Annotated in this window: 19 protein-coding genes; 9 read left to right on the forward strand and 10 right to left on the reverse strand. The window is 56.8% G+C overall.

Features of this window, described 5'->3' with window-relative positions; genetic code table 11:
* Positions 1-109: 109 nt before the first annotated feature.
* On the reverse strand, positions 110-1,303 hold the full coding sequence (gene lplT / locus B3X29_RS13140) for a lysophospholipid transporter LplT (protein ID WP_114388371.1): 1,194 nt from the start codon (positions 1,301-1,303) through the stop codon (positions 110-112).
* Complete coding sequence (gene aas / locus B3X29_RS13145; protein ID WP_159339817.1) at positions 1,296-3,455, reverse strand: bifunctional acyl-ACP--phospholipid O-acyltransferase/long-chain-fatty-acid--ACP ligase; 2,160 nt, start codon at positions 3,453-3,455, stop codon at positions 1,296-1,298. Before aas ends, lplT begins: the two co-directional genes overlap by 8 nt.
* A gap of 621 nt (positions 3,456-4,076) precedes the next feature.
* Between aas and galR the strand changes: the two genes are divergently transcribed.
* Positions 4,077-5,093, forward strand: a complete 1,017-nt coding sequence (galR, locus tag B3X29_RS13150; RefSeq protein ID WP_103180972.1) for an HTH-type transcriptional regulator GalR — start codon at positions 4,077-4,079, stop codon at positions 5,091-5,093.
* On the opposite strand, the gene B3X29_RS13155 is transcribed toward galR, so the two are convergent.
* From B3X29_RS13155 to B3X29_RS13170, 4 genes are all read right to left on the reverse strand, one after another.
* On the reverse strand, positions 5,054-5,530 hold the full coding sequence (locus B3X29_RS13155; RefSeq protein ID WP_103180973.1) for a GNAT family N-acetyltransferase: 477 nt from the start codon (positions 5,528-5,530) through the stop codon (positions 5,054-5,056). The genes galR and B3X29_RS13155 overlap by 40 nt on opposite strands.
* On the reverse strand, positions 5,527-6,300 hold the full coding sequence (locus tag B3X29_RS13160) for a GntR family transcriptional regulator (protein ID WP_159339818.1): 774 nt from the start codon (positions 6,298-6,300) through the stop codon (positions 5,527-5,529). The genes B3X29_RS13155 and B3X29_RS13160 overlap by 4 nt, the downstream gene beginning before the upstream one ends.
* 90 nt (positions 6,301-6,390) lie before the next feature.
* Complete coding sequence (locus B3X29_RS13165; RefSeq protein WP_103180975.1) at positions 6,391-7,818, reverse strand: glycoside hydrolase family 1 protein; 1,428 nt, start codon at positions 7,816-7,818, stop codon at positions 6,391-6,393.
* Complete coding sequence (locus tag B3X29_RS13170; protein ID WP_159339819.1) at positions 7,815-9,152, reverse strand: PTS sugar transporter subunit IIC; 1,338 nt, start codon at positions 9,150-9,152, stop codon at positions 7,815-7,817. Before B3X29_RS13170 ends, B3X29_RS13165 begins: the two co-directional genes overlap by 4 nt.
* 291 nt (positions 9,153-9,443) lie before the next feature.
* Between B3X29_RS13170 and B3X29_RS13175 the strand changes: the two genes are divergently transcribed.
* Positions 9,444-10,481 (forward strand): LacI family DNA-binding transcriptional regulator, encoded by a 1,038-nt coding sequence (locus B3X29_RS13175; RefSeq protein ID WP_103176844.1) that lies wholly within the window; start codon positions 9,444-9,446, stop codon positions 10,479-10,481.
* On the opposite strand, the gene lysA is transcribed toward B3X29_RS13175, so the two are convergent.
* Positions 10,451-11,713, reverse strand: a complete 1,263-nt coding sequence (gene lysA / locus B3X29_RS13180) for a diaminopimelate decarboxylase (protein ID WP_159339867.1) — start codon at positions 11,711-11,713, stop codon at positions 10,451-10,453. The two genes, B3X29_RS13175 and lysA, sit on opposite strands and share 31 nt — an antisense overlap.
* Before the next feature lie 120 nt (positions 11,714-11,833).
* On the opposite strand from lysA, the gene B3X29_RS13185 reads away from it, so the two are divergent.
* The gene (locus B3X29_RS13185) at positions 11,834-12,772 is read left to right on the forward strand and encodes a LysR family transcriptional regulator (RefSeq protein ID WP_159339820.1); all 939 of its coding nucleotides are present in this window, start codon (positions 11,834-11,836) and stop codon (positions 12,770-12,772) included.
* Here B3X29_RS13185 and B3X29_RS13190 read toward each other — a convergent pair.
* Positions 12,759-13,451: an aspartate/glutamate racemase gene (locus B3X29_RS13190; protein WP_159339821.1), complete on the reverse strand. Its 693-nt coding sequence runs from the start codon at positions 13,449-13,451 to the stop codon at positions 12,759-12,761. The genes B3X29_RS13185 and B3X29_RS13190 overlap by 14 nt on opposite strands.
* Before the next feature lie 137 nt (positions 13,452-13,588).
* Between B3X29_RS13190 and B3X29_RS13195 the strand changes: the two genes are divergently transcribed.
* From B3X29_RS13195 to B3X29_RS13220, 6 genes are all read left to right on the forward strand, one after another.
* The gene (locus tag B3X29_RS13195; RefSeq protein WP_039029883.1) at positions 13,589-13,912 is read left to right on the forward strand and encodes a cupin domain-containing protein; all 324 of its coding nucleotides are present in this window, start codon (positions 13,589-13,591) and stop codon (positions 13,910-13,912) included.
* Between the two features lie 547 nt (positions 13,913-14,459).
* Entirely contained in the window at positions 14,460-15,350 is an 891-nt protein-coding gene (locus B3X29_RS13200) for a carbohydrate ABC transporter permease (RefSeq protein WP_103176848.1), read from the forward strand.
* The gene (locus B3X29_RS13205) at positions 15,343-16,245 is read left to right on the forward strand and encodes a carbohydrate ABC transporter permease (protein WP_103176849.1); all 903 of its coding nucleotides are present in this window, start codon (positions 15,343-15,345) and stop codon (positions 16,243-16,245) included. The genes B3X29_RS13200 and B3X29_RS13205 overlap by 8 nt, the downstream gene beginning before the upstream one ends.
* A 12-nt stretch (positions 16,246-16,257) precedes the next feature.
* Entirely contained in the window at positions 16,258-17,385 is a 1,128-nt protein-coding gene (locus tag B3X29_RS13210) for an ABC transporter ATP-binding protein (protein ID WP_159339822.1), read from the forward strand.
* 13 nt (positions 17,386-17,398) lie between these two features.
* A complete protein-coding gene (locus tag B3X29_RS13215) occupies positions 17,399-18,688 on the forward strand; it encodes an ABC transporter substrate-binding protein (RefSeq protein WP_103176851.1) in 1,290 nt (429 codons plus the stop codon).
* 66 nt (positions 18,689-18,754) lie between these two features.
* Entirely contained in the window at positions 18,755-19,882 is a 1,128-nt protein-coding gene (locus tag B3X29_RS13220) for an oligogalacturonate lyase family protein (RefSeq protein ID WP_159339823.1), read from the forward strand.
* 73 nt (positions 19,883-19,955) lie between these two features.
* Here B3X29_RS13220 and araE read toward each other — a convergent pair whose 3' ends face one another.
* Together araE and kduD are read right to left on the reverse strand one after the other, a co-directional pair.
* The gene (gene araE / locus B3X29_RS13225) at positions 19,956-21,389 is read right to left on the reverse strand and encodes an arabinose-proton symporter AraE (protein WP_259935569.1); all 1,434 of its coding nucleotides are present in this window, start codon (positions 21,387-21,389) and stop codon (positions 19,956-19,958) included.
* Between the two features lie 296 nt (positions 21,390-21,685).
* Positions 21,686-22,447 carry a 2-dehydro-3-deoxy-D-gluconate 5-dehydrogenase KduD gene (gene kduD / locus B3X29_RS13230; protein ID WP_103176854.1) on the reverse strand — a complete coding sequence of 254 codons (762 nt, stop codon included), beginning with the start codon at positions 22,445-22,447 and terminating at the stop codon, positions 21,686-21,688.
* Positions 22,448-22,459 lie beyond the last annotated feature (12 nt).

The raw sequence follows: 22,459 nt of genomic DNA on the forward strand, positions 1-22,459 counted from the left end.
AAGGCGAAGCCGCCATTCGACAAGTCGCTCCGGTGCCGCATGGTTGCCCTGCGGCGCTTCGCTTGCCGGGACTACAAGGACAAAGGCGGATTTCGTAGCCGCCACCTCATCACCGCCGACGCTGCCACACCCACAGCGCCGCTATCGCCACCGCAAACAGCCCGCCAAACCCGACGCCAATGCCCACCACAGGTACGCCCACCTTCACCGCCAGCGAGTAAAGGCCGAGCATCAGCAGCATGGCGGCGTTTTCGCCGAGATTCTGCACCGCGATGGCATTTCCCGCGCCGACGGTATGCTTCCCGCGCTCCTGGAGCAGCGCGTTCAGCGGCACCACAAAGAAGCCCCCGCAGATCCCCATCAGGAAGAGCAGCGCATAGGAAGGCAACAGCGCATGTTGCAGGGCGAAGATCAGCACCACCAGACCGATCAGGACCCCGGCAGGCATGCAGCGGGCAACGGTTTGCAGCGTAACCAGCTTCGCCGCGGCCCCCGCGCCCAGCACGATCCCCACCGCTACCATGGCGTTGAGATAGGTCGGCGTGGCGTTATCGGTGATGCCCAGCGCCGTCGGCACCCAGAGCACCAGCAGGAAGCGCAGCGTCACCCCTGCGCCCCAGAACATGCTGGTGCCCATCAGCGAGAAACGGGTTTCGCCGTTACGCCACAGCACGCGACAGGCGTTAAAGAAGCTGGCGGTCATCGGCGTAAAGCGCCAGGACTGCCCCGGGCGCGCCGCCGGCAGTTTCGGGATAAACAGGTTGGCAATCACCGCCCCGCCATACACCACGGCACAGACCCCCAGCGCCGCCAGCACGTGCCAGTCTGCCAGCACACCGCCGGCTACCGAGCCCAGCAGGATTGCCGCAATGGTGGAGGCCTCCATCAGCCCGTTGGCTTTCACCAGCTTATCGCCGGTGGTGAGTTCACCGAGAATGCCATATTTAGCCGGGGAGTAGGCTGCCGCCCCGACGCCCACCAGCGTATAGCCTACAAACGGATTGACGCCAAAGCAGATACTCGCCGCTCCCAGCAGTTTCAGGCTGTTGGCAAACATCATCACCCGCCCTTTGGCGAAGCTGTCCGCCACCTGGCCGACAAAAGGGGCAAAAATGATGTAAGCGCCCACAAACACCATCTGCAGGATCGGCTGGCTCCAGTCCGGGTAAAACTGGGATTTGAGCAGCGCCAGAGTGGCAAACAGCAGCGCGTTATCACCAAAGGCAGAGAGAAACTGGGCGGCGATAACCGCCATCATCCCTTTCGACCAGATGGATGTGTTAGTGGGTACTGACTCACTCATCATGCGGCTCCGCCTGTTCAACCATGCCTTTCAGGGTGACAAAATCCGGCTTACCACTGCCCAGCACCGGAAGTTGCTTGAGATAACGAATATCACGCGGCACGGCCAGCTCAGGGATGCCATGTTCGCGCGCCTGTTGCAGAAGTCGCTCGCGTTTCAGCTCGCTGTCGGTGGTAAAGAGCACCAGGGCTTCACCTTTACTGGCGTCGGCCTTCACCGCGGTGGCGTGCATTTTGTCAGGGGATACCCCCAGCGCCAGCTGCTCCACCATCTCCAGCGAGACCATTTCACCGGCGATTTTGGCGAAGCGCTTCGCCCGCCCCTGGATCTGCACGTAGCCCTGGTCATCGAAGCGCACGATATCGCCGGTGTCGTACCAGCCGGTCTCCACCTCGCCGTTGGCGTTTTCCGCCGTTGGCGCTTCCAGCACGCCCGGATTTTCGACCCGCAGATAGCCGTTCATGATGTTGGGCCCTTTCAGCTGCAGACGTCCGCCCTCTTCAATGCCCGGCACAGCAAGCAGACGGGCATCCATTCCCGGCAGAATGCGTCCTACCGTTCCCGGTTTGGCCGCCATCGGCACGTTAATAGAGACCACCGGCGCGCACTCGGTGACGCCGTAGCCCTCCAGAATGCGCAGGCCAAATTTATCCTGCCACAGCTGGCGGGTGCTCTCCTGCAATTTTTCCGCCCCGGCTACCACGTAGCGCACGCGATGGAAATCATACGGATTGGCAAAGCGGGCGTAGTTGCCGAGGAAGGTCGAGGTGCCGAAGATCACCGTACAGTTACGGTCATAGGTCAGTTCCGGTACGATGCGATAGTGCAGCGGGCTCGGGTAGAGGAACACTTCGGCACCGGTCAGCAGCGGCGTAAACAGTCCCACCGTCAGGCCAAAGGAGTGAAACAGCGGCAGCGCCGACATAAAGCGATCCCGGGCGGTAAAGTCGGCGATGGTCTTTATCTGCTCGACGTTAGCCAGCAGGCTTTTATGGCTATGAACCACCCCTTTCGGGTTCCCCTCCGAGCCGGAGGTAAAGAGGATCACGGCGGCATCTTCCGGCTGCTGTTTTACCTGCGCCAGGTGCGGCATCAGCAGGTGAGCAAAGATCCACAGCTTATCGCCGAGGGTGACTTCCGCCTTAAGATCTTCCAGAAAGACCCAGCGTACCTGAGTAAGCTGCTCCGGCAGATGCCAGAGTTTGCCTTTATCAAGAAACGTGCGTGAGGTGAAGACGGTGTTGATCTGCGCGGCGGTGAAAGCGCTGCTGAGCCCTTTCACCCCTGCGGTGTAGTTGAGCATGGCCGGGACACGGCCACGGGAGACGGCGCCAAAGATCACCGCCGCGCTGATCCCGGCGTTCGGCAGCATCAGGCCAATCTTCTCCCCTTGCTGGCTGTATTTCTCAAGAATTCGGCCGACAAACAGCGTCTTGGTCAGCAGCTTGCGATAAGTATCAGGCGCAAAATTAATGTCATCGATACAGTTTTTCTTCGCGCCATAACGGTACATCGCCGTCAGCAGCGACTCATACAGCGTTTCACGCGGACGCACCGCCATCCGGGCTTCCATCATGATCTGATGCAGCATCTCCCCGGCGATCTTACGTCGGTCGCGGGCGCGGGGTGCATCGGGCATCGGCAAGGTGGTTGGCGGGAGCAGATGCAGGGTAATACGCGGGAACAGGCGCTGCTTCACCAGCCCTTTCAGGCGGCTGAAAAAGGTGAGTTCTGCGCCTTCAATGCGCACCGGCACCACAGTGGCGCCCGATTTCGCTGCCACAAAGCCCGCGCCGTCATAAATTTTCATCAGCGAGCCGGTGATGGAGATGCGCCCTTCCGGAAAGATCACCACCGGGCGTCCCTGCACGATCAGTCGCACCAGATGTTTGATCATCATCGGTTTGGTGGGATCGAGCGGAACGAACTCAATCACGCTCGACAGCCAGCGCATGTACCACTGCTGGCTGATGGAGGTGTAGACCGCAAAGACCGGGCGCACAGGTAAAAACAGCGCCAGCAGAATGCCGTCAATAAAAGAGACATGATTGGGGGTAATAATAACGCGTTCTGCGTGCAGAGCCTGGGTGTCGCCAGTCAGACGGACGCGAAAGAGGATACGAAACAGCGTGCGGAAAAACCCAAATAACATTTCAACTCCCTTTGCCTTTCAATTAGCCGGGTTACGGTAAATTGTGGCAGATTACACGAGAAGTGCGGTGGGAGCGACAACCGGATAGAGACAAAAAAAAACCTGCGCATCTGCGCAGGTTGGTGCAAGAGATGAGTACGCAGTACGTACTAAGAATTCTCACCAATCAATACCTCTGGGATCTTGATTGTGGCGCCGGGCAATCCACTTCACCAGCGCAAAAAAGCAAGGGAATGAGCCGAAGTGCAACCAGGTGTGAATTTTATCGATAGCTGTTACATGTTGAACAACAAGCAAAAAAAACCTGCGTAAGAACGCAGGCTGGTGTAAAGCGTGTCAGTTAACCCGGGGTCAACTTCACCTATCAATACCTCTGGGATCTCAAATGTAGCAACGCGGCCCAAACCCCTGCCAGCAGACAATCGCAACAGCCTGAGGCAAAGTGTAACCAAAGATTCAAATTCACCCTCTTCTGTCACGCTTCGCTGTGTAACGATTACACCGTTTCCGCCAGCGTTTCTCACCTTTGTGAATTGCCTCACCGCCCTGCGCTTGAATACACCTCACTTTTCCGCAACACTATTGAGTGTGTAAACGCTTACCCTAACAAGAAGGTAGAGAATGGCGACAATAAAGGATGTGGCCCGACTGGCGGGTGTTTCCGTCGCCACGGTTTCACGTGTGATAAACAACTCCCCAAAAGCCAGTGAAACCTCCCGCCAGGCCGTGCTGACTGCCATGGAATCCCTGAACTATCACCCCAACGCCAACGCCCGCGCGCTGGCTCAGCAGTCCACCGATACCGTCGGGCTGGTGGTGGGCGATGTCTCCGATCCCTTTTTCGGCGCGATGGTCAAAGCTGTCGAGCAGGTCGCCTACCAGACCGGCAACTTTCTGCTGATCGGCAATGGCTACCACAACGAGCAGAAAGAGCGTCAGGCGATTGAGCAGCTGATCCGCCATCGCTGCGCGGCGCTGGTGGTGCATGCCAAAAAGCTGCCGGATGAGGAGCTGGTGCATCTGATGAAGCAGATCCCCGGCATGGTGATTGTGAACCGCATTATTCCCGGCTATGAGCAGCGCTGCGTGGCGCTGGACGATCGCTACGGCGCCTGGCTTGCCACCCGCCACCTGATCCAGCAGGGGCATACCCGTATCGGCTATCTTTGCTCCAACCACCCCATCTCCGACGCCGAAGATCGGCTGCAGGGTTATTACGATGCGCTGCGCGAGAACGACCTGCCCTGCAACGATCGCCTGGTCACTTATGGTGAACCTGACGAGCGCGGCGGCGAGCAGGCGATGACCGAGCTGCTGGGACGCGGGCGTAACTTTACGGCGATCGCCTGTTACAACGACTCGATGGCCGCCGGGGCGATGGGGGTGCTGAACGATAACGGCATTGACGTGCCGGGAGATATTTCGCTGATTGGCTTCGATGACATTCTGATCTCCCGCTATGTGCGACCGCGCCTGACCACGGTGCGCTACCCTATCGTCACCATGGCGACGCAGGCGGCGGAGTTGGCGCTGTCACTGGCGGATAAACGCCAGCCGCCGGAGATCACCCACCTGTTTAGCCCGACGCTGGTGCGCCGTCACTCCGTTGTGCCGCCGGCAGAGTCCGCCAGCGAGTAGCGGTAGAGGTGGACGGTTTTGTCCGGGTATTCCAGTCCGTCGCCGATATAGTGCCAGCCGTAGCGCTCATAAAAATCGCGGCAGGCAGACCAGAGATGCAGTTCGCTAAAGCCGCTCTCTGCGGCGTAGCGCTGAACATGCTGCTGTAATTTCCCCGCCAGTCCCTGTCCGCGCGCCGCGTCGTCCACATACAGCGCCGCCAGCCAGGGATGGAGATCCTGACGGGTAATCAGGTCGCAGCGCCATAACCCCACCGTGCCGAGCAGGCGTTTCCCTTCGGTAGCAATAAAGGTGAGCGGCAGCGCGCCGGGGGTCTGGCTGTGGGTCACGACGCTTGTAAAAAACGTCCGAGGCACACCGTCGCCAAAGGCCTGCCACAGCCAGTCAATCACCTGCTCCGCATGTTGCGGAGCCGCGTACAGCGGTTGAATAATCACATCAGTTTCCCCTGAAAAAGGGAAACCGAATCAAACAGATAGCCGTCAAAGTCCGGGGCATCCTCGTCGGAGAGTTCCAGCAGGCTCTTTTTGACATTTTCCAGATGCTGAAACATGGCCTGCCAGGCGCCCATGACGTCGCGACGGCGCAGGGCGGCGAGGATGGTTTGTCTGTCGCCCAGCCACTTCAGGCGATACACCCGACTGGCGATATGGGCGTTGAACTGTTGCCAGAGCGGGCTACTGTCCATGTGATGCCAGATGCTTTCGACGGTGGCCAGCAGCATCTGATTCTGCGTTGCCCCCGCCAGCACCAGATGGAACATCTTGTTGTTGTCCTGGCTGTTATCGTTGGCGGCGATCGCCCGCTGCTCTTGCTCGATGATGCGGCGCAGGTTATCGATGTCCGCCCGGGTCGCCATCTTCGCAGCAAAGGCGGCAATGTTACTCTCAAGCAGCTGGCGCGCCTGCAAAATCTCGAACGGGCCGACGTCGCTGTGAAAGAAGCGCTCTTCCTCGTTCTCATGCTCTTCAGGAATGCGCATCACGTAGACGCCGGAACCCTGACGAATATCCACGGTGCCCTGTAGCTCCAGCATCAGCAGCGCCTCCCGCACGATGGTACGGCTGACGCCGTAGGTTTCCGCAATGTTGCGCTCCGGCGGCAGACGTGAGCCCACGGGATAGTGCCCCTGGACGATCTGGGCGCGTAAATCCTCGCCAATCTCCTGGTACTGCTTCTTTTCCGCCGGGACGACAGCCTTATCCACGTTATCACCTGTACTGAGAGTTAATGCGCGGGCCGGGCAGCTTCCCGGCCAGTTTGTGCCCTATGTTACCAGAAGCGTCGCACTCTTCGCCTACTTCCATTCATCATCAATGGTCAGGGTCAGCACGCGCTTATCGCGCAGTTGCCGGAACCAGCTGGCCGATTTTTTTGGGCGTCGGGCGCGGTTGTCCGCCAGATCGATCTCAATCAGGCCGTAGCGGTTCTTAAAGGCGTTCATCGGCGAGACGTTATCGGTGAAGGCCCACAGCATGTAGCCGTGGCAGTTGGCTCCCTCCTCCCGCGCCAGCAGCGTGTAATAAAGGTGCTCGCTGATGAAGTTGATGCGGTAGCTGTCCTCGATGATGCCATCGCGGTTACGGTACTGGCCTTCGTTTTCCACCCCCATCCCGCTTTCGGCCACGAACCAGTCGATATTGCGGTAGTCGTTTTTGATGCGCATCGCCATGTCGTAGATGATGCGCGGGGCGATCTCCCAGCCGCGGGAGGGGTTCATCCTTCGCCCCGGCAGGTCAAACGGCTCGTAGTAGTATGCCGGATGGAACGGCGTCTCGGGATGCCAGGCCCGGGACGGCGCCTTCACCCGGTGCGGGTAATAGAGATTGATCCCCAGCTCATCGACGGTGTTCTCCGCAATAAGAGCCAGTTCGTCGTCGCTGTACTCCCACCGCACCTGGTGTTTTTCCAGCAGGGTGAAGAGTTCCTGGGGATAACGCCCATGCACCAGCGGATCGAGGAATACCCGGTTGTAGAACAGATCGTAGATCTCCGCGGCCTTGATGTCGTGGGCGGCCCGGGAGCGGGGATAAGTCACTTCCGGGTTGAGGATACAGCCTACGCTGCCGCTGTAGCCTTTTTCGCGGAACAGCTTCACCACCTTCGCCGTCGCCAGCACTTTGTGGTGGTTCCACTGCATCCAGGTATGGGTGTTCTGCTCATAGGGCCAGCGCAGGGCGTCGAGGTATACCCGGGTCTGCACCACTATCGGCTCGTTGAAGGTAAACCAGCGCTTCACCACGTGGTGATAGCGGGCAAAGACCTTTTCAGCATAGCGGGTGAACAGCTCGACCACATGCTTCGACGCCCAGCCGCCGTAGGTTTCCAGCAACGTACCCGGCAGCTCGTAGTGTTCGAGGCAGATCATCGGCTCAATGCCCTGACGATGCATCTCGGCGAACAGGGCGTCGTACCAGGCGGCGTACTCCTCGTCCACTGTGGCATTTTCATAGTCGGTGAGAAAACGCGACCAGTTGATGGAGGTGCGGTAGTGGGTCAGTCCGGCCTGCTTCATGAGCGCCACATCTTCCCGGAAGCGGTTAATAAAGTCGGTCGCCACCGCCGGGCCGTAGCCGTTGTGCCACACCTGACGATCGTTTTTGTACCAGAGATCGATCCAGGAATCCTGCCCGGCTTTTTTGCCGCTCCAGCCCTCGGTTTGCCAGGCGGAGGCCGCGGCCCCAAGGATAAACCCCTCGGGGATAGTCATCTGTTTAATGCTCATGCGTTATTCGTCGCCTCCTGGTTCGCGGCCTGTTGCGCGGCCTGCTCTGCCCGGCGTGAGGCGATCTTCACAAACGGCAGATAGATCAGCACGGCGGTGATAATACAGACCAGTTGGGTTACGACCGCGCCCATCGACCCGGCGGTAGAGAGCCAGGCGTTGATCAGCGGCGGCGTAGTCCAGGGCACCATCACGACCGCTTTGCCGGCAAAACCAGTGACGGTGGCGAAGTAGCCGATGGTGCCGGTTACCAGCGGGGTGATGATGAACGGGATCGCCAGAATCGGGTTGAGCATGATTGGCATACCGAAGATCACCGGCTCGTTGATATTAAAGATCCCCGGGCCGATGGAGAGCTTGGCGATCTCCTTCATCTCTTTGCGTTTGGTGCCGATCATCACGGCGATGAGCAGACCGATGGTCAGACCCGAGCCGCCGATGCTCATATAGACATCCCAGAACGGCATGGTGATGATGTTCGGGATCTCTTTGCCCTGCTCAAAGGCGCTCATGTTGACGGTGATCGCCCCCAGCAGCAGCGGCTCGCGGATCGGCTTGATCATCTGATTGCCGTGGATCCCTATCACCCAGAAGAGCTGGGCCACGAACATCAACAGCAGGATCCCCGGCAGGCTTTGCACCACCCGCTCAAGCGGCTGTTGCACCACCTGGTATACCGCATCGTAGAGGTACATGCCGGTGAGCTGATGGAAGACAAAGCCGAAGGTGGCGATGGTGGTGGTGGTGATGATCGCCGGGATCAGGGCCGAGAACGAGGCCGAGACGTTTGGCGGCACGGTGTCCGGCATCCTGATTTTCAATCCCGGACGCCCCTCCAGCCAGCAGTAGATCTTCACCGACAGGATGGCGATAAACATGCCGAGGAAGAGGCTACGGGTATCCGAGAACTGGCGCAGGAGCACATCTTTTACCATGTGCATTTCGCCATCGACCATCATCTCAACGGTAGTCGGAGTGACGCAGATAAAGCAGATCACCGCCAGCAGCCCCGGGAACAACGACTTAATACCGTTGATGCGCCCCAGCTCAATGCCGATCAGGAACACGGCCCCGATATTGAGGAAGTTGAGCGTGGCGTAGTTCAGGGCGCTGGTGATCGGTTTCAGCGTGGCGAGAAACGAAAGCGACTGAAAGCTGGCTAAGCCGTTTTTCGGATCCAGCACCATGTTGGATATCAGCACCGAAAATGCGCCAACAATGATGACCGGCATCAGGGTGATGAAGGCGGACTTTATCGCCATGATATAGCGATAACTGTTGAACTTCGTGGCGAAACTGCCCAGAGAGTTGATCAGTTTTTCCTGTAATGCCATGGGGTAATACCTCAGTAAAAGGGCCTTTATTGGGATTTAGGTGTTCAGCCGGCTTCTATTGGCATACCAAAAATAGCTTCTGGTGAAGATTTGTTCTGTGATTAAGCTCCCAACGCCGCCAGAGGTATCCCGGAGTATGAATTATCACCACTTTGGTATGCCACTTGTCGTTACTCCCTCATCTGTTGCCAGAAAGCGTGATCGTGGTGGGGGTTTCACCCTCCCGCCCGGCTTATGCCCCTGAACGTCTGTGATAAACTTCCGTGCATAACGTGGAAGCAGGAATAACGAATGGCAACAATGCTGGATGTCTCACTGCGTGCGGGCGTGTCGAAAGCCACCGTGTCGCGCGTACTGAACGGCACAGGTCAGGTAAAAGAGAGCACCCGTCAGCAGGTTTTTAACGCGATGGAAGAGCTGGGCTATCGCCCCAATTTCCTGGCGCGATCGCTGGCGAACCGGACCAGCAACAGCATTGGTCTGGTGGTCTCAACCTTTGACGGTTTTTACTTTGGTCGTCTGCTGCAACAGGCCTCAAGACAGACCGAAACGCACGGGAAGCAGCTGATTGTCACCGACGGTCACGACACCCCGGAGCGGGAAGAGGAAGCGGTGCAGATGCTGGCCGATCGCCAGTGCGATGCCATCGTGCTCTACACCCGCTACATGAGCGAAAAAGCGATCATGAAGCTCATCAACAGCGTGCAGATGCCGCTTATTGTAATCAACCGTGACGTCAGCCAGGCGCGGGAGCGCTGCGTTTTCTTCGAGCAGCAGGAGGCGGCCTTCAACGCGGTGGAGTACCTGATAAGCCAGGGGCACCGGGAGATCGCCTGCATAACCGTGCCGATCCACACCCCTACCGGCAAGGCGCGGCTTACGGGCTATCGCAAGGCGCTTGAGAAGCACCGTATTCCCTGGGATGAGAGCCGGGTGAAGTATGGCGATTCGGGGATGACGCGCGGATACGAGCTGTGTCAGGAGCTGCTGAATGAGAAGGTGGTGTTCAGCGCCCTGTTTGCCTGTAACGACGATATGGCGCTGGGCTCGTCGAAGGCGCTGCACCAGGCCGGGCTGCGCATTCCAGAGGATGTGTCGTTGTTCGGCTTCGATGACGCACCGTGTGCGAAGTGGCTGGAGCCGGGGCTTTCTACCGTCTACCTGCCCATCGACAACATGATCACTACCGCTATCGATCAGGCCATCCGGCTGGTCAAAAACGAGCCGATCGAAGCGATCCCGCCCTTCACCGGCACGCTGGTGTTACGCGATTCGGTGGCGACGGGACCCTGGTGCGATCAGAACAGTTCGAGGGCGAGCAGTTCCTGAATGGTCTGGCGGCGGCGGATCAGGCGCGCCGCGCCCTTATCGAACAGCACTTCCGGCAGCAGCGGGCGGCTGTTGTAGTTAGATGACATAGACGCGCCGTATGCGCCGGTATCGTGCAGCACCAGATAATCCCCCGGCACGACCGGCGGCAGCGCGCGGGTTTCCACTTTTCCGCCCTCCAACTGGGTAAACACATCTCCGGATTCGCACAGCGGCCCGGCCACCACCGTCTCCACGAGATTGGCCTGAGATAAGTCGCGGCCATCGGCAGCCAGCGCCGAAATGTGATGATAGCTGCCGTACATGGCCGGGCGCATCAGATCGTTGAAGCCTGCGTCAATCAGTACGAAATGACGGCTACCCATCGCCTTCACGCTGCGCACCTGCGACACCAGAACGCCCGACTCGGCGACAAGGAAACGCCCCGGCTCGATCTCAAGTTTTACCGCGTGGCCCAGATGCGCGGCGATTTTATCCCGCGCGCCATTCCAGAGGCCGTAGTAGTGATCGGTATCGATCGCCTCTTCCCCTTCGCGATAGGGGATCGACAGCCCGCCGCCCGCAGAGATCGCCTCCAGATTCTGACCAAACTCAATCACCTGGCGCACCATGGCGCCGCACACCTGCTCGAGATGGCCGTAGTCCACGCCGGAGCCGATATGCATATGAATGCCCACCAGCTTCAGGTTATAGCGTTGCAGTACGGTCAGTGCCGCAGGGAGATCGCTGTACCAGATGCCATGTTTGCTGTTTTCGCCGCCGGTGTTGGTCTTCTGGCTGTGGCCGTGACCAAAGCCCGGGTTAACCCGCAGCCAGACGCGGTGGCCCGGCGACACCTGACCGAGCTGCTCCAGCATGTCCACGGAACCGGCATTGACCGGGATCTGCAGCTCATGCACCCGGGCAAGCGTGGCGCTGTCGATCAGATCAGCGGTAAAGACAATCGCATCGCTGTCGATCTTCGGATCGTAGCCCGCCGCCAGCGCACGCTCGATTTCACCCAGCGACACGGAGTCGACCTTGACGCCCTGCTCGCGCATCAGGCGCAGAATATGGATGTTGGAGCAGGCTTTCTGGGCAAAGCGCACCACGTCGAACTGATGCAGGGCGGCAATTTTGTCGCGAATGATCTGCGCGTCGTAGACCCAGACAGGGCAGCCAAACTCGGCGGGCAGGCGCAGCAAATTGTCGGCATTGAGATCGGTATCGGTGTTGTTCAGCGGGCGTGGCATGGTGCTCTCCGGAAAATCGATTTTCATTGATTACGCCACAGCGCGAAGAGAATAAAAAATATCGTTTTATCGCCACTCTATGCAAAAATGATATGGATTATTTTCAACCAGGTTGCTGCCATGCCCGCTGTGAATTTACGCCATATTGAGATTTTCCACGCGGTGATGACCGCCGGGAACCTGACCGAAGCCGCGCGTCTGCTGCACACCTCGCAGCCGACGGTGAGCCGCGAGCTGGCGCGCTTCGAGAAGGTGATCGGCCTGACGCTGTTCGAGCGCACCCGCGGGCGGCTACACCCTACGGTGCAGGGGCTGCGGCTTTTCGAAGAGGTGCAGCGATCCTGGTACGGGCTGGACCGCATCGTCAGCGCCGCCGACAGCCTGCGCGAGTTTCGCCAGGGCGAGCTCTCCGTCGTCTGCCTGCCGGTCTTCTCCCAATCATTTTTACCCGCCCTGCTACAGCCGTTTCTTGCCCGCTACCCGGACGTGAACCTGACCATCGTGCCCCAGGAGTCGCCCCTGCTGGAGGAGTGGCTCTCGGCTCAGCGCCACGATCTTGGTCTGACCGAAACCCTCGCCACCCCAGCGGGCACCGCGCGTCACGAGCTGCTGTCATTAGATGAGGTGTGCGTCCTGCCCGCCAGCCATCCCCTTGGTGCAAAAGCGGTGCTGACGCCGGGTGATTTCCAGGGGCAGAACTACATCAGCCTGTCGCGCACCGACAGTTACCGACAGCTGTTGGACCAGCTTTTTGCCGAGCATCAGGTGAAGCGACGCATGGTGGTGGAGACGCACAGCGCGGCCTCCATCTGTGCGATGGTGCGCGCGGGGGTGGGGATTTCGGTGGTCAATCCGCTGACGGCGCTGGATTATGCCGACAGCGGGATTGTTATTCGCCGCTTCAGTCTCTCGGTGCCGTTTACGGTGAGCCTGATCCGCCCGCTGCACCGCCCGGCCTCGGCGCTGGTGGACGCTTTCAGCGCGCATCTGCAACAGGGGCTGGCGGCGATCACCGACCCGCTGGAAGAGCTTTTAGCCTCGCCCGTTACGAAAGGATAAATTCCACCGCATCGGCGGCGTGGATCGCGGCGGTATCAAACACCGGGATCGGGCTATTATCCGCCGGGATCAGCAGGCCAATCTCGGTGCAGCCAAAGATCACCCCCTGCGCCCCGCGATCGGCGAGCTTGCGGATCACACTCAGGTAGTACTGGCGCGACGCCTCGCTAAAGGTGCCGAGACACAGCTCTTCAAAGATGATCTGATTGATCCGGGCCCGGTCCGCCTCGTCCGGGATCAGGCTCTCGATACCGTACTGCGCCGTCAGCCGCCCGCGGTAAAAATCCTGCTCCATGGTATAGCGCGTACCCAGCAGCGCCACGCGGTTCATGCCCGCCGCGGTAATCGCCCGCCCGGTAGCATCGGCGATATGCAGAAACGGCAGGGAACAGCGGGTTTCAATCTGCTCAGCGACTTTGTGCATGGTGTTGGTGCAGAGCAAAATGGCCTGCGCCCCGGCACCCTGCAAGCCCAGTGCTGCCTCTGCCAGGATCTCTCCCGCCTTTTCCCAGTCGCCGCTGGACTGGCAGGCTTCGATTTCATGAAAATCAACGCTGTGCAGCAGCAGGCTGGCCGAGTGTAATCCCCCCAGGCGCTGTTTTACCCCTTCGTTGATCAGACGATAATAGGGAATGGTAGACTCCCAGCTCATTCCTCCTAACAGGCCAATGGTTTTCATCTTGCTCTCCTTTCCGGTTTCAACCAGTGAAGCAAACTTGTGATCGAGTTTCCAGTTCTCTGGTTCAACATTTCCTTTTAGCTGGCTCTGGGATAAATTAAATGAAACGATGTTTCACTATATAACAGGACATGAGCATGTTTATTTTCCACAAAGAGACACAGCTTGAAGATCTGGGTAATGGCGTGACGCGCCGTATTCTGGCGCACGATGGCAAAATGATGGCGGTAGAGGTCAATTTTGAGCAAGGCGCCGTTGGCCCAATGCATAACCATCCCCACGAGCAGCTGACTTATGTTTTATCCGGTGAGTTCGAATTTACCATCGGCGAAGAAAAGCATGTGGTGACCGCCGGGGATACCCTTTATAAACAGCCGCATATTATGCACGGCTGCGTTTGCCTGAAACCGGGTACGCTGCTGGATACCTTCACGCCGGTTCGTGAAGACTTCCTCAAATAAAGTAATAAGGCGATGCGCGGGCATCGCCTTTTTTTGCTTAAGTGCAATTCGCTTTATTTTCGCGAAAAATCATTCAACAAGTTAATTATATCCTCGCTACCTTCAGGCCTGCGTTACATTTTTGCTACAAATATTAGTAGTTTGTATCTGCCATCAATAATTCCCAGAATAGCTGAGTAAAGTCTTCCGTTTAGCCGATCCTTTACCCTCATTTTTTCGCGCCTACCGATAAAAATGCCACCCATCTCACCTTATTGAAACGCTGTTTCGACCTTGATCACATTTCCACTATTTATCGAATGACGTGGATTTAAATCACAATAAAATAAATTAAAACGACGTTTTACAAATTGAAAACGGTGGTTCATAAGTTTTAAAAAATTGCTTAGCGGGCAGGACAGGCCCGGCATTACCGGCACTCACAAACAGGTAAAAGGAGATACCGCCGTGAAATTTCGCACCAGACGCATTCCGCTGTTCGCTTGCTGTTAAGCGGGCAGAGCCGGGCAGATTCCGTTTTAAACCATTAATTACCAGGTAGGTATGTATGAATGAAAACAAGATGCTGGGGCTAGCCTGGATATCACCCTACATAATTGGGTTGATACTCTTCACTGCCTTCCCCTTTGTCTCATCTTTCTTCCTCAGTTTTACTGAGTACGATTTGATGAGCCCGCCCGTATTTAACGGCGTAGAAAACTATCGCTACATGTTTACGGAAGATACCCTCTTCTGGAAATCCATGGGCGTGACCTTTGCCTACGTATTTTTGACTATCCCGTTAAAGCTGGCCTTTGCGCTGGGTATTGCGTTTGTTCTGAACTTTAAACTGCGCGGCATCGGCTTCTTCCGTACCGCTTATTATATTCCGTCTATTCTCGGCAGCTCCGTTGCGATTGCCGTTCTGTGGCGTGCGCTGTTCGCGATTGATGGCCTGCTGAACAGCTTCATTGGCGTCTTTGGTTTTGACCCGGTGAACTGGCTGGGCGAACCGTCTCTGGCGCTGATGTCCGTGACCCTGCTGCGTGTCTGGCAGTTCGGCTCTGCCATGGTGATCTTCCTGGCTGCCCTGCAGAACGTGCCGCAGTCGCAGTACGAAGCCGCGATGATTGACGGTGCCTCCAAATGGCAGATGTTCATGAAAGTGACCGTGCCGCTGATCACGCCGGTTATCTTCTTCAACTTCATCATGCAGACCACCCAGGCGTTCCAGGAATTTACCGGTCCGTATGTTATTACCGGCGGTGGACCAACCTACTCCACCTACCTGTTCTCACTCTACATCTACGATACCGCATTTAAGTACTTTGACATGGGTTACGGCGCTGCGCTGGCCTGGATCCTGTTCCTGGTGGTCGCTGTCTTTGCCGCTATCGCCTTTAAGTCTTCGAAATACTGGGTCTTCTACTCCGCCGATAAAGGAGGCAAAAATGGCTGATATTCAACAACTCTCCACGGCGAGAAGCATCGCAGAGCGTGAAGTGGCGCGTACTCAGCGTCGTGAAAAAATTAGCGCCACCATTCGCTATGTGATCCTGCTGTTTGTTGGCCTGCTGATGCTCTATCCGCTGGTGTGGATGTTCTCGGCGTCGTTCAAACCGAACCACGAGATCTTCACCACCCTCAGTCTGTGGCCCGCACACGCCACCTGGGACGGCTTTGTAAACGGCTGGAAAACCGGTACCGAGTACAACTTCGGCCATTACATGCTGAACACCTTTAAGTATGTAATCCCGAAAGTGATCCTGACCATTATCTCCTCCACCATCGTGGCGTACGGCTTTGCCCGCTTCGAGATCCCGTGGAAGAAGTTCTGGTTCGCGACGCTGATTACCACCATGTTGCTGCCAAGCACCGTACTGTTGATCCCGCAGTACCTGATGTTCCGTGAAATGGGCATGCTGAACAGCTATATGCCGCTCTACCTGCCGCTGGCCTTCGCCACGCAAGGGTTCTTCGTCTTCATGCTGATCCAGTTCCTGCGCGGCGTACCGCGTGACATGGAAGAGGCCGCGCAGATTGACGGCTGTAACTCCATTCAGGTGCTCTGGTACGTGGTGGTGCCAATCCTGAAGCCGGCCATTATCTCCGTGGCACTGTTCCAGTTCATGTGGTCAATGAACGACTTTATCGGGCCGCTGATTTATGTCTACAGCGTGGATAAATACCCGATTGCACTGGCTCTGAAAATGTCCATTGACGTCACCGAAGGGGCGCCGTGGAACGAAATTCTGGCAATGGCGAGCATCTCCATCCTGCCATCCATCATTGTCTTCTTCCTGGCACAGCGCTACTTCGTACAGGGCGTAACCAGCAGCGGAATTAAAGGTTAAGAGGGAAATATCATGGCTGAAGTTATTTTCAACAAACTGGAAAAGGTCTACTCCAACGGCTTCAAAGCGGTACATGCTATCGACCTTTCAATCGCTGAAGGTGAGTTCATGGTCATCGTCGGCCCTTCCGGCTGCGCGAAGTCCACTACCCTGCGTATGCTGGCCGGTCTGGAGACCATCAGCGGCGGTGAAGTGCGTATCGGCGATAAAATCGTTAACAACCTCGCGCCAAAAGAGCGCGGGATTGCGATGGTGTTCCAGAACTATGCGCTCTACCCACACATGACCGTGCGGGAAAACCTCGCCTTCGGCCTGAAGCTGAGCAAGCTGCCTAAAGCGCAGATTGAGGCCCAGGTGAACGAAGCGGCAAAAATCCTTGAGCTGGAAGAGCTGCTCGACCGCCTGCCGCGTCAGCTTTCGGGCGGTCAGGCGCAGCGTGTGGCCGTCGGCCGCGCGATTGTGAAAAAGCCAGACGTGTTCCTGTTCGACGAACCGCTCTCCAACCTCGACGCCAAACTGCGTGCCTCGATGCGTATCCGTATTTCGGATCTGCACAAGCAGCTGAAGGCCTCCGGCAAACCGGCGACCACCGTCTACGTGACGCACGACCAGACCGAAGCGATGACCATGGGCGACCGCATCTGCGTGATGAAGCTCGGCCACATCATGCAGGTAGATACCCCGGACAACCTGTATCACAAACCGAAAAACATGTTCGTCGCGGGCTTTATCGGCTCACCGGAGATGAACATCCGCGCCAGCAAGCTGGTGCAACAGGAGGGTCAACTCTCCCTGACCATCGGCAACCAGACCATGCCGTTAAGCCCAGAGCTGAAAGAGAAAGTGGCCGGTCACGCGGATAAGGAGATTTTCTACGGCATTCGCCCTGATTTTGTCTCTATCTCCGATGAGCCGTTCGCTGAAGGTTGCTGCACCGGTGAGATGGTCCGCGCCGAAAATATGGGCCATGAATTCTTTGTTTACCTGAAAGTTGGCGAGTACGAACTGACAGCCCGAATTCCTTCCGATGAAGCTAAACCCATGATCAACAAGGGCCTTCACCGTAAGGTTTACTTTAAGTTTGATATGAATAAGTGTCATATTTTTGACGCAAAAACTGAACAGAACATCTCTCTTTAATGGAGTTATAAAAATGAAAAAAGTGCTTTTAAGCGCCGTTATCTCCGCTACCTTTGGAATGAGTGCCCTACCCACTTTTGCTGCGGACAGCACCGATCTGCGTATGTCCTGGTGGGGCGGCAATGGCCGTCACCAGGTCACGCTGAAAGCCCTGGAAGAGTTCCACAAACAGCACCCGGATATTAACGTGAAGTCGGAATACACCGGCTGGGATGGTCACCTCTCGCGTCTGACCACGCAGATTGCGGGCGGCACCGAGCCGGACGTGATGCAGACTAACTGGAACTGGCTGCCGATCTTCTCTAAAACCGGCGACGGCTTCTACGACCTGAACAAAATGAAAGATGTGATCGATCTGTCCCAGTTCGATCCAAAAGAGCTGCAGTCGACCACGGTCAACGGCAAGCTGAACGGTATTCCGATCTCCGTGACCGCGCGCGTCTTCTACTTCAACGATGAAACCTGGAAAAAAGCGGGCGTCGAATACCCGAAAACCTGGGATGAGCTGATGGCGGCGGGTAAAGCCTTCGAGAGCAAACTGGGTAAACAGTACTACCCGGTTATTCTCGAGCACCAGGATACCCTGGCGCTGCTGAACTCCTACATGATCCAGAAGTACAACATCCCGGCGGTGGACGAGAAGGCGAAAAAATTCTCCTACACCAAAGAGCAGTGGGTTGAGTTCTTCCAGACCTATAAAAAGCTGATCGACAGCCATGTCATGCCGGACACCAAGTACTATGCGTCGTTCGGTAAGAGCAACATGTATGAGATGAAGCCGTGGATCGAGGGTGAATGGGGCGGCACCTATATGTGGAACTCTACCATCAAAAAATATTCCGACAACCTGAAGCCACCAGCGAAGCTGGAGCTGGGCAGCTACCCAATGCTGCCGGGTGCAACCGATGCGGGTCTGTTCTTCAAGCCAGCACAGATGCTCTCTATCGGTAAATCGACCAAGAACCCGGAAGCGGCCGCGAAAGTGATCAACTTCCTGCTGAACAGCAAAGAAGGTGTTGAGACGCTGGGCCTGGAGCGTGGCGTACCGCTGAGCAAAGTGGCGGTGAAATACCTGACCGAAAACGGCGCTATCAAAGAGGACGATCCGGCGGTTGCGGGTCTGCGTCTGGCGCAGTCTCTGCCAGCGAAACTCTCTGTGTCGCCATACTTTGATGACCCGCAGATCGTGGCACAGTTCGGTACCTCGCTGCAGTACATCGACTATGGCCAGAAAACCGTTGAAGAGACAGCCGCTGACTTCCAGCGTCAGGCTGAACGTATCCTGAAACGCGCAATGCGCTAATTCCCATACGTTATCAATACCCTACCGTTATGCGGTGGGGTATTTTTTTATCTGAAGGAACATACTATGAAAGGAAAAATCATTCCCCTGCGTTTTCGACCTCGTCAGGACAGTGAAACCGGACACGAGGTGATCCGCCTGACGCCCCCGCACATCATCTGTCACCGTAACTACTTCTATCAAAAATGTTTTATCCGTGATGGCAGCAAGCTCATCTTTGGCGGCGCCTTTGAGGGCCACTGGAACTACTATCTGCTGGACATTGCGCAGCAGCAGGCGATCCAGCTTACCGAGGGCGCGGGAGATAACACCTTTGGCGGCTTCCTCTCCACGGACGATCGCTCGCTGTGGTATGTGAAAAACAGCCGCGAACTGCGGCGCGTCGACCTCGGGAGTCTGGAGGAGTATGTGGTCTATGAGGTCGATGACGACTGGGTGGCCTACGGTACCTGGGTGGCAAACTCGGACTGCACGAAGCTGGTAGGTATCGAGATTAAAAAAAGCGACTGGCAGCCGCTCACCGACTGGAGCAAATTCCGCGCGTTTTACTTTACCCACCCGGAATGCCGCCTGATCAATATCGACCTGCAAACCGGCGAACGCCGCGTGATTTTGCAGGAAAAGCGCTGGCTCGGACACCCGATCTACCGTCCTTTTGACGATAATACCGTGGCGTTTTGTCACGAAGGGCCACGGGATGCGATCGACGCCCGCATGTGGCTGATTAACGAGGATGGCAGCAATCTGCGCAAGGTGCGCCAGCATGCTGAGGGGGAGAGTTTTACCCACGAGTTCTGGGTGCCTGACGGCTCCGCGCTCTATTACGTGGCGCACAAGGAGAACGATCCTCAGCGCTATCTGTTCAGCGCCGATCCCGCCACCCTGGAAAATCGCCAGCTGATGGCGATCCCGCCCTGCTCCCATCTGATGAGTAACCACGACGGGTCGCTGATCGTCGGCGACGGCGCGCCACACAACACCGGCAATATCAGCCTGAACGATCCCTTTATCTGGGTGTTCGATATTGCCAAAGGCACGCAAACCGCCATCTGCCAGCACAACACCAGCTGGAAAGTGCTCGACGGCGACCGCCAGGTGACCCATCCGCATCCGTCGTTTTCACCGGATAATCAGTGGGTGCTCTATACCTCCGACGAAGAAGGGATGCCAGCGCTGTACCTCGCCCGGGTGTAAAAAAGCCGGGTGGCGGCTACGCCTTACCCGGCCTACAAAACCCCATGCCCGGCAAGCGCCGCCGGGCAATCTGTTATACCCCGATATTCCGTAACTTCTCCCCTGTCATCAGCTTGCGCTCAATGTGTTCCAGGGTGACGCCTTTCGTTTCCGGAACCAGCCAGAAGGTGATGCCAATAAATGCCACGTTCAGCACCGTATAAAGCCAGAAGGTTCCCGCCGCGCCGATCGCATCCAGCAGAGTCAGGAAGGTGGCGCCAATGATCATGTTCGACACCCAGTTAGTGGTGGTGGAACAGGTGATCCCAAAGTCGCGGCATTTCAGGGGCTGAATTTCTGAGCAGAGGATCCACACCACCGGCGCGGCACTCATCGCGTAACCGGCGATGCACATCATCGTCATACCCACGGACAACCAGGATAAGCCGCTGGACGCCGTACCGTTATCAAACTGCATCAGACAATAGCCCAGAATCAGCGTCCCCAGCGCCATCACGCTGAAACCAATTTTAAGGGCAGGCTTACGGCCCGCTTTATCGACGGTAAATACTGCAATAAAGGTGGCAAACATAAAGGTCAGCCCCACCACCAGCGTGGCGATCATCTGCTGCTCGGTGGTGGTGAATCCGGCCATTTTAAAAATACGTGGCGCGTAATACATGATGATGTTCATGCCGGTAAACTGCTGCATCGCCTGCAGCAGCATGCCGAGAAATACCGCACGGCGCACGTTGCGGTTGACTCTGAACAACGACCAGCCCCCCTGTTTAAGCTTGAGGCTTTCGCGGATCTCGTTCAGCTCTTCACGCGCTTTCTCAGAGGTATCGCGCAGCATCCGCAGCACTTCTTCCGCCTCGACGTGTCGCCCTTTTTGCGCCAGCCACCGTGGACTGTTGGGCAAAAAAATCACCAGCACAATCAGCAATATTGCCGGTAATGCCAGTACACCCAGCATGGCGCGCCAGTTGCCGCTGTAGCTGAAATAGGTGTCAGAAAGAAAGGCCAGCACAATTCCGAGGGTCACCATCAGCTGGTACATGCTGATCATTTTGCCGCGCACGTCCTCGCTCGCCATCTCTGACAGATAAAGGGGGGCGGTATAGGAGGCGATCCCCACGGCCACACCCAGCAGCACGCGAGAAAGCAGTAACGCTTCAACGCCTGTGGCAAACGCGGAACCCAATGAGCCGACCACAAACAGAATGGCTCCCACCATCAGGCTATATTTTCGGCCCAGGCGGAACGAGAGCCAGCCGTTGAATAGCGCCCCTACGGCTGCGCCCAGCATCATACTGCTCACTACCCACTCCTGCAGGCGATTGCTGAGCGTGAAGTGATCGGTGATAAAGGGTAACGCACCGGCAATGACGCCGATATCCAGCCCAAACAGTAAACCGGCTACCGCCGCGGACACAGAAACAAACAGGTTCATCCTTCGGGTATCGCGAAGGGCGCGGGGCATAAAGGTAGAGTCGTTTATAGATGTCATATTTTCCTGCCTGAACAGCGTAAGACGTTAATCGAAATTACGAGAAACCCTGAAGAAGTGTCAGGTCGTATAACGTGAAAATATGGATTTTTCAGCTGGCAATGTGCGATCTGTGATGGACATTACACTTTAAAACAAGCTTGAAAATTACTCAATTTTTGTTAACTGAATGATTTATAGAAATTAAATGTGTGATCCATGCAATTTTCGTAAAATGCTTATGGATTTTTATATTTTTGCTATATGGACAATGGCTTATCCAGGTCAAAAAAAACCTCCGCCCTGGGGCAGAGGTTTTTTGACCTGAGCAGGAATTAACGCGCCAGCCAGCCGCCATCAACCGCTACGGTGTAGCCATTGATATAGTCAGATGCGCTGGAGGCCAGGAACACCACCGGCCCCATCAGATCGCTTGGCAGACCCCAACGACCCGCAGGGATACGCTCGAGGATAGCTGCGCTACGCTCTTCGTCAGCACGTAGCTGCTGGGTGTTGTTGGTGGCCATGTAGCCCGGCGCAATGGCGTTTACGTTGATGTTGTGCTGCGCCCATTCGTTCGCCAGCAGACGGGTTACGCCCATAACGCCGCTCTTGGAAGCGGTATAAGAAGGCACACGGATGCCGCCCTGGAAGGAGAGCATGGAGGCGATGTTAATGATTTTGCCGCCGTTGCCCTGCGCGATGAAGTGCTTCGCCGCCGCCTGAGACATGAAGAATACGCTCTTGATGTTCAGGTTCATGACGTCATCCCAGTCCTGCTCACTGAAGTTGATCGCATCTTCACGACGGATCAGACCGGCGTTGTTCACCAGAATGTCGATTTTACCGAATTCCGCAACCGCACGGTCAAGCAGCTCAGGGATAGCGTCGATCTTACGCAGGTCAGCGGTCAGGCTCAGGAAACGACGGCCCAGCGCGGTTACACGCTCGATGGTCTCCTGCGGCTCAACGATGTTGATCCCCACGATGTCGCAGCCCGCTTCTGCCAGCCCCAACGCCATGCCCTGACCGAGGCCAGTGTCACAACCGGTCACAACCGCAACTTTACCTTGCAAAGAAAATGCATCCAGAATCATTTTTTATCCTTA

Source organism: Leclercia sp. UBA5076, assembly GCF_002416465.1.
Taxonomy (GTDB): domain Bacteria; phylum Pseudomonadota; class Gammaproteobacteria; order Enterobacterales; family Enterobacteriaceae; genus Enterobacter.

Coding starts and splice junctions, on each gene's coding strand:
- B3X29_RS13210 (WP_159339822.1), top strand. CDS start 16,258: ATGGCTGAAGTTATTTTCAACAAACTGGAAAAGGTCTACTCCAACGGC.
- B3X29_RS13215 (WP_103176851.1), top strand. CDS start 17,399: ATGAAAAAAGTGCTTTTAAGCGCCGTTATCTCCGCTACCTTTGGAATG.
- B3X29_RS13165 (WP_103180975.1), bottom strand. CDS start 7,818: ATGAGCATTAAACAGATGACTATCCCCGAGGGGTTTATCCTTGGGGCC.
- B3X29_RS13205 (WP_103176849.1), top strand. CDS start 15,343: ATGGCTGATATTCAACAACTCTCCACGGCGAGAAGCATCGCAGAGCGT.
- B3X29_RS13200 (WP_103176848.1), top strand. CDS start 14,460: ATGAATGAAAACAAGATGCTGGGGCTAGCCTGGATATCACCCTACATA.
- B3X29_RS13185 (WP_159339820.1), top strand. CDS start 11,834: ATGCCCGCTGTGAATTTACGCCATATTGAGATTTTCCACGCGGTGATG.
- B3X29_RS13170 (WP_159339819.1), bottom strand. CDS start 9,152: ATGGCATTACAGGAAAAACTGATCAACTCTCTGGGCAGTTTCGCCACG.
- galR (WP_103180972.1), top strand. CDS start 4,077: ATGGCGACAATAAAGGATGTGGCCCGACTGGCGGGTGTTTCCGTCGCC.
- B3X29_RS13175 (WP_103176844.1), top strand. CDS start 9,444: ATGGCAACAATGCTGGATGTCTCACTGCGTGCGGGCGTGTCGAAAGCC.
- kduD (WP_103176854.1), bottom strand. CDS start 22,447: ATGATTCTGGATGCATTTTCTTTGCAAGGTAAAGTTGCGGTTGTGACC.
- B3X29_RS13190 (WP_159339821.1), bottom strand. CDS start 13,451: ATGAAAACCATTGGCCTGTTAGGAGGAATGAGCTGGGAGTCTACCATT.
- lplT (WP_114388371.1), bottom strand. CDS start 1,303: ATGAGTGAGTCAGTACCCACTAACACATCCATCTGGTCGAAAGGGATG.
- B3X29_RS13220 (WP_159339823.1), top strand. CDS start 18,755: ATGAAAGGAAAAATCATTCCCCTGCGTTTTCGACCTCGTCAGGACAGT.
- lysA (WP_159339867.1), bottom strand. CDS start 11,713: ATGCCACGCCCGCTGAACAACACCGATACCGATCTCAATGCCGACAAT.
- aas (WP_159339817.1), bottom strand. CDS start 3,455: ATGTTATTTGGGTTTTTCCGCACGCTGTTTCGTATCCTCTTTCGCGTC.
- B3X29_RS13195 (WP_039029883.1), top strand. CDS start 13,589: ATGTTTATTTTCCACAAAGAGACACAGCTTGAAGATCTGGGTAATGGC.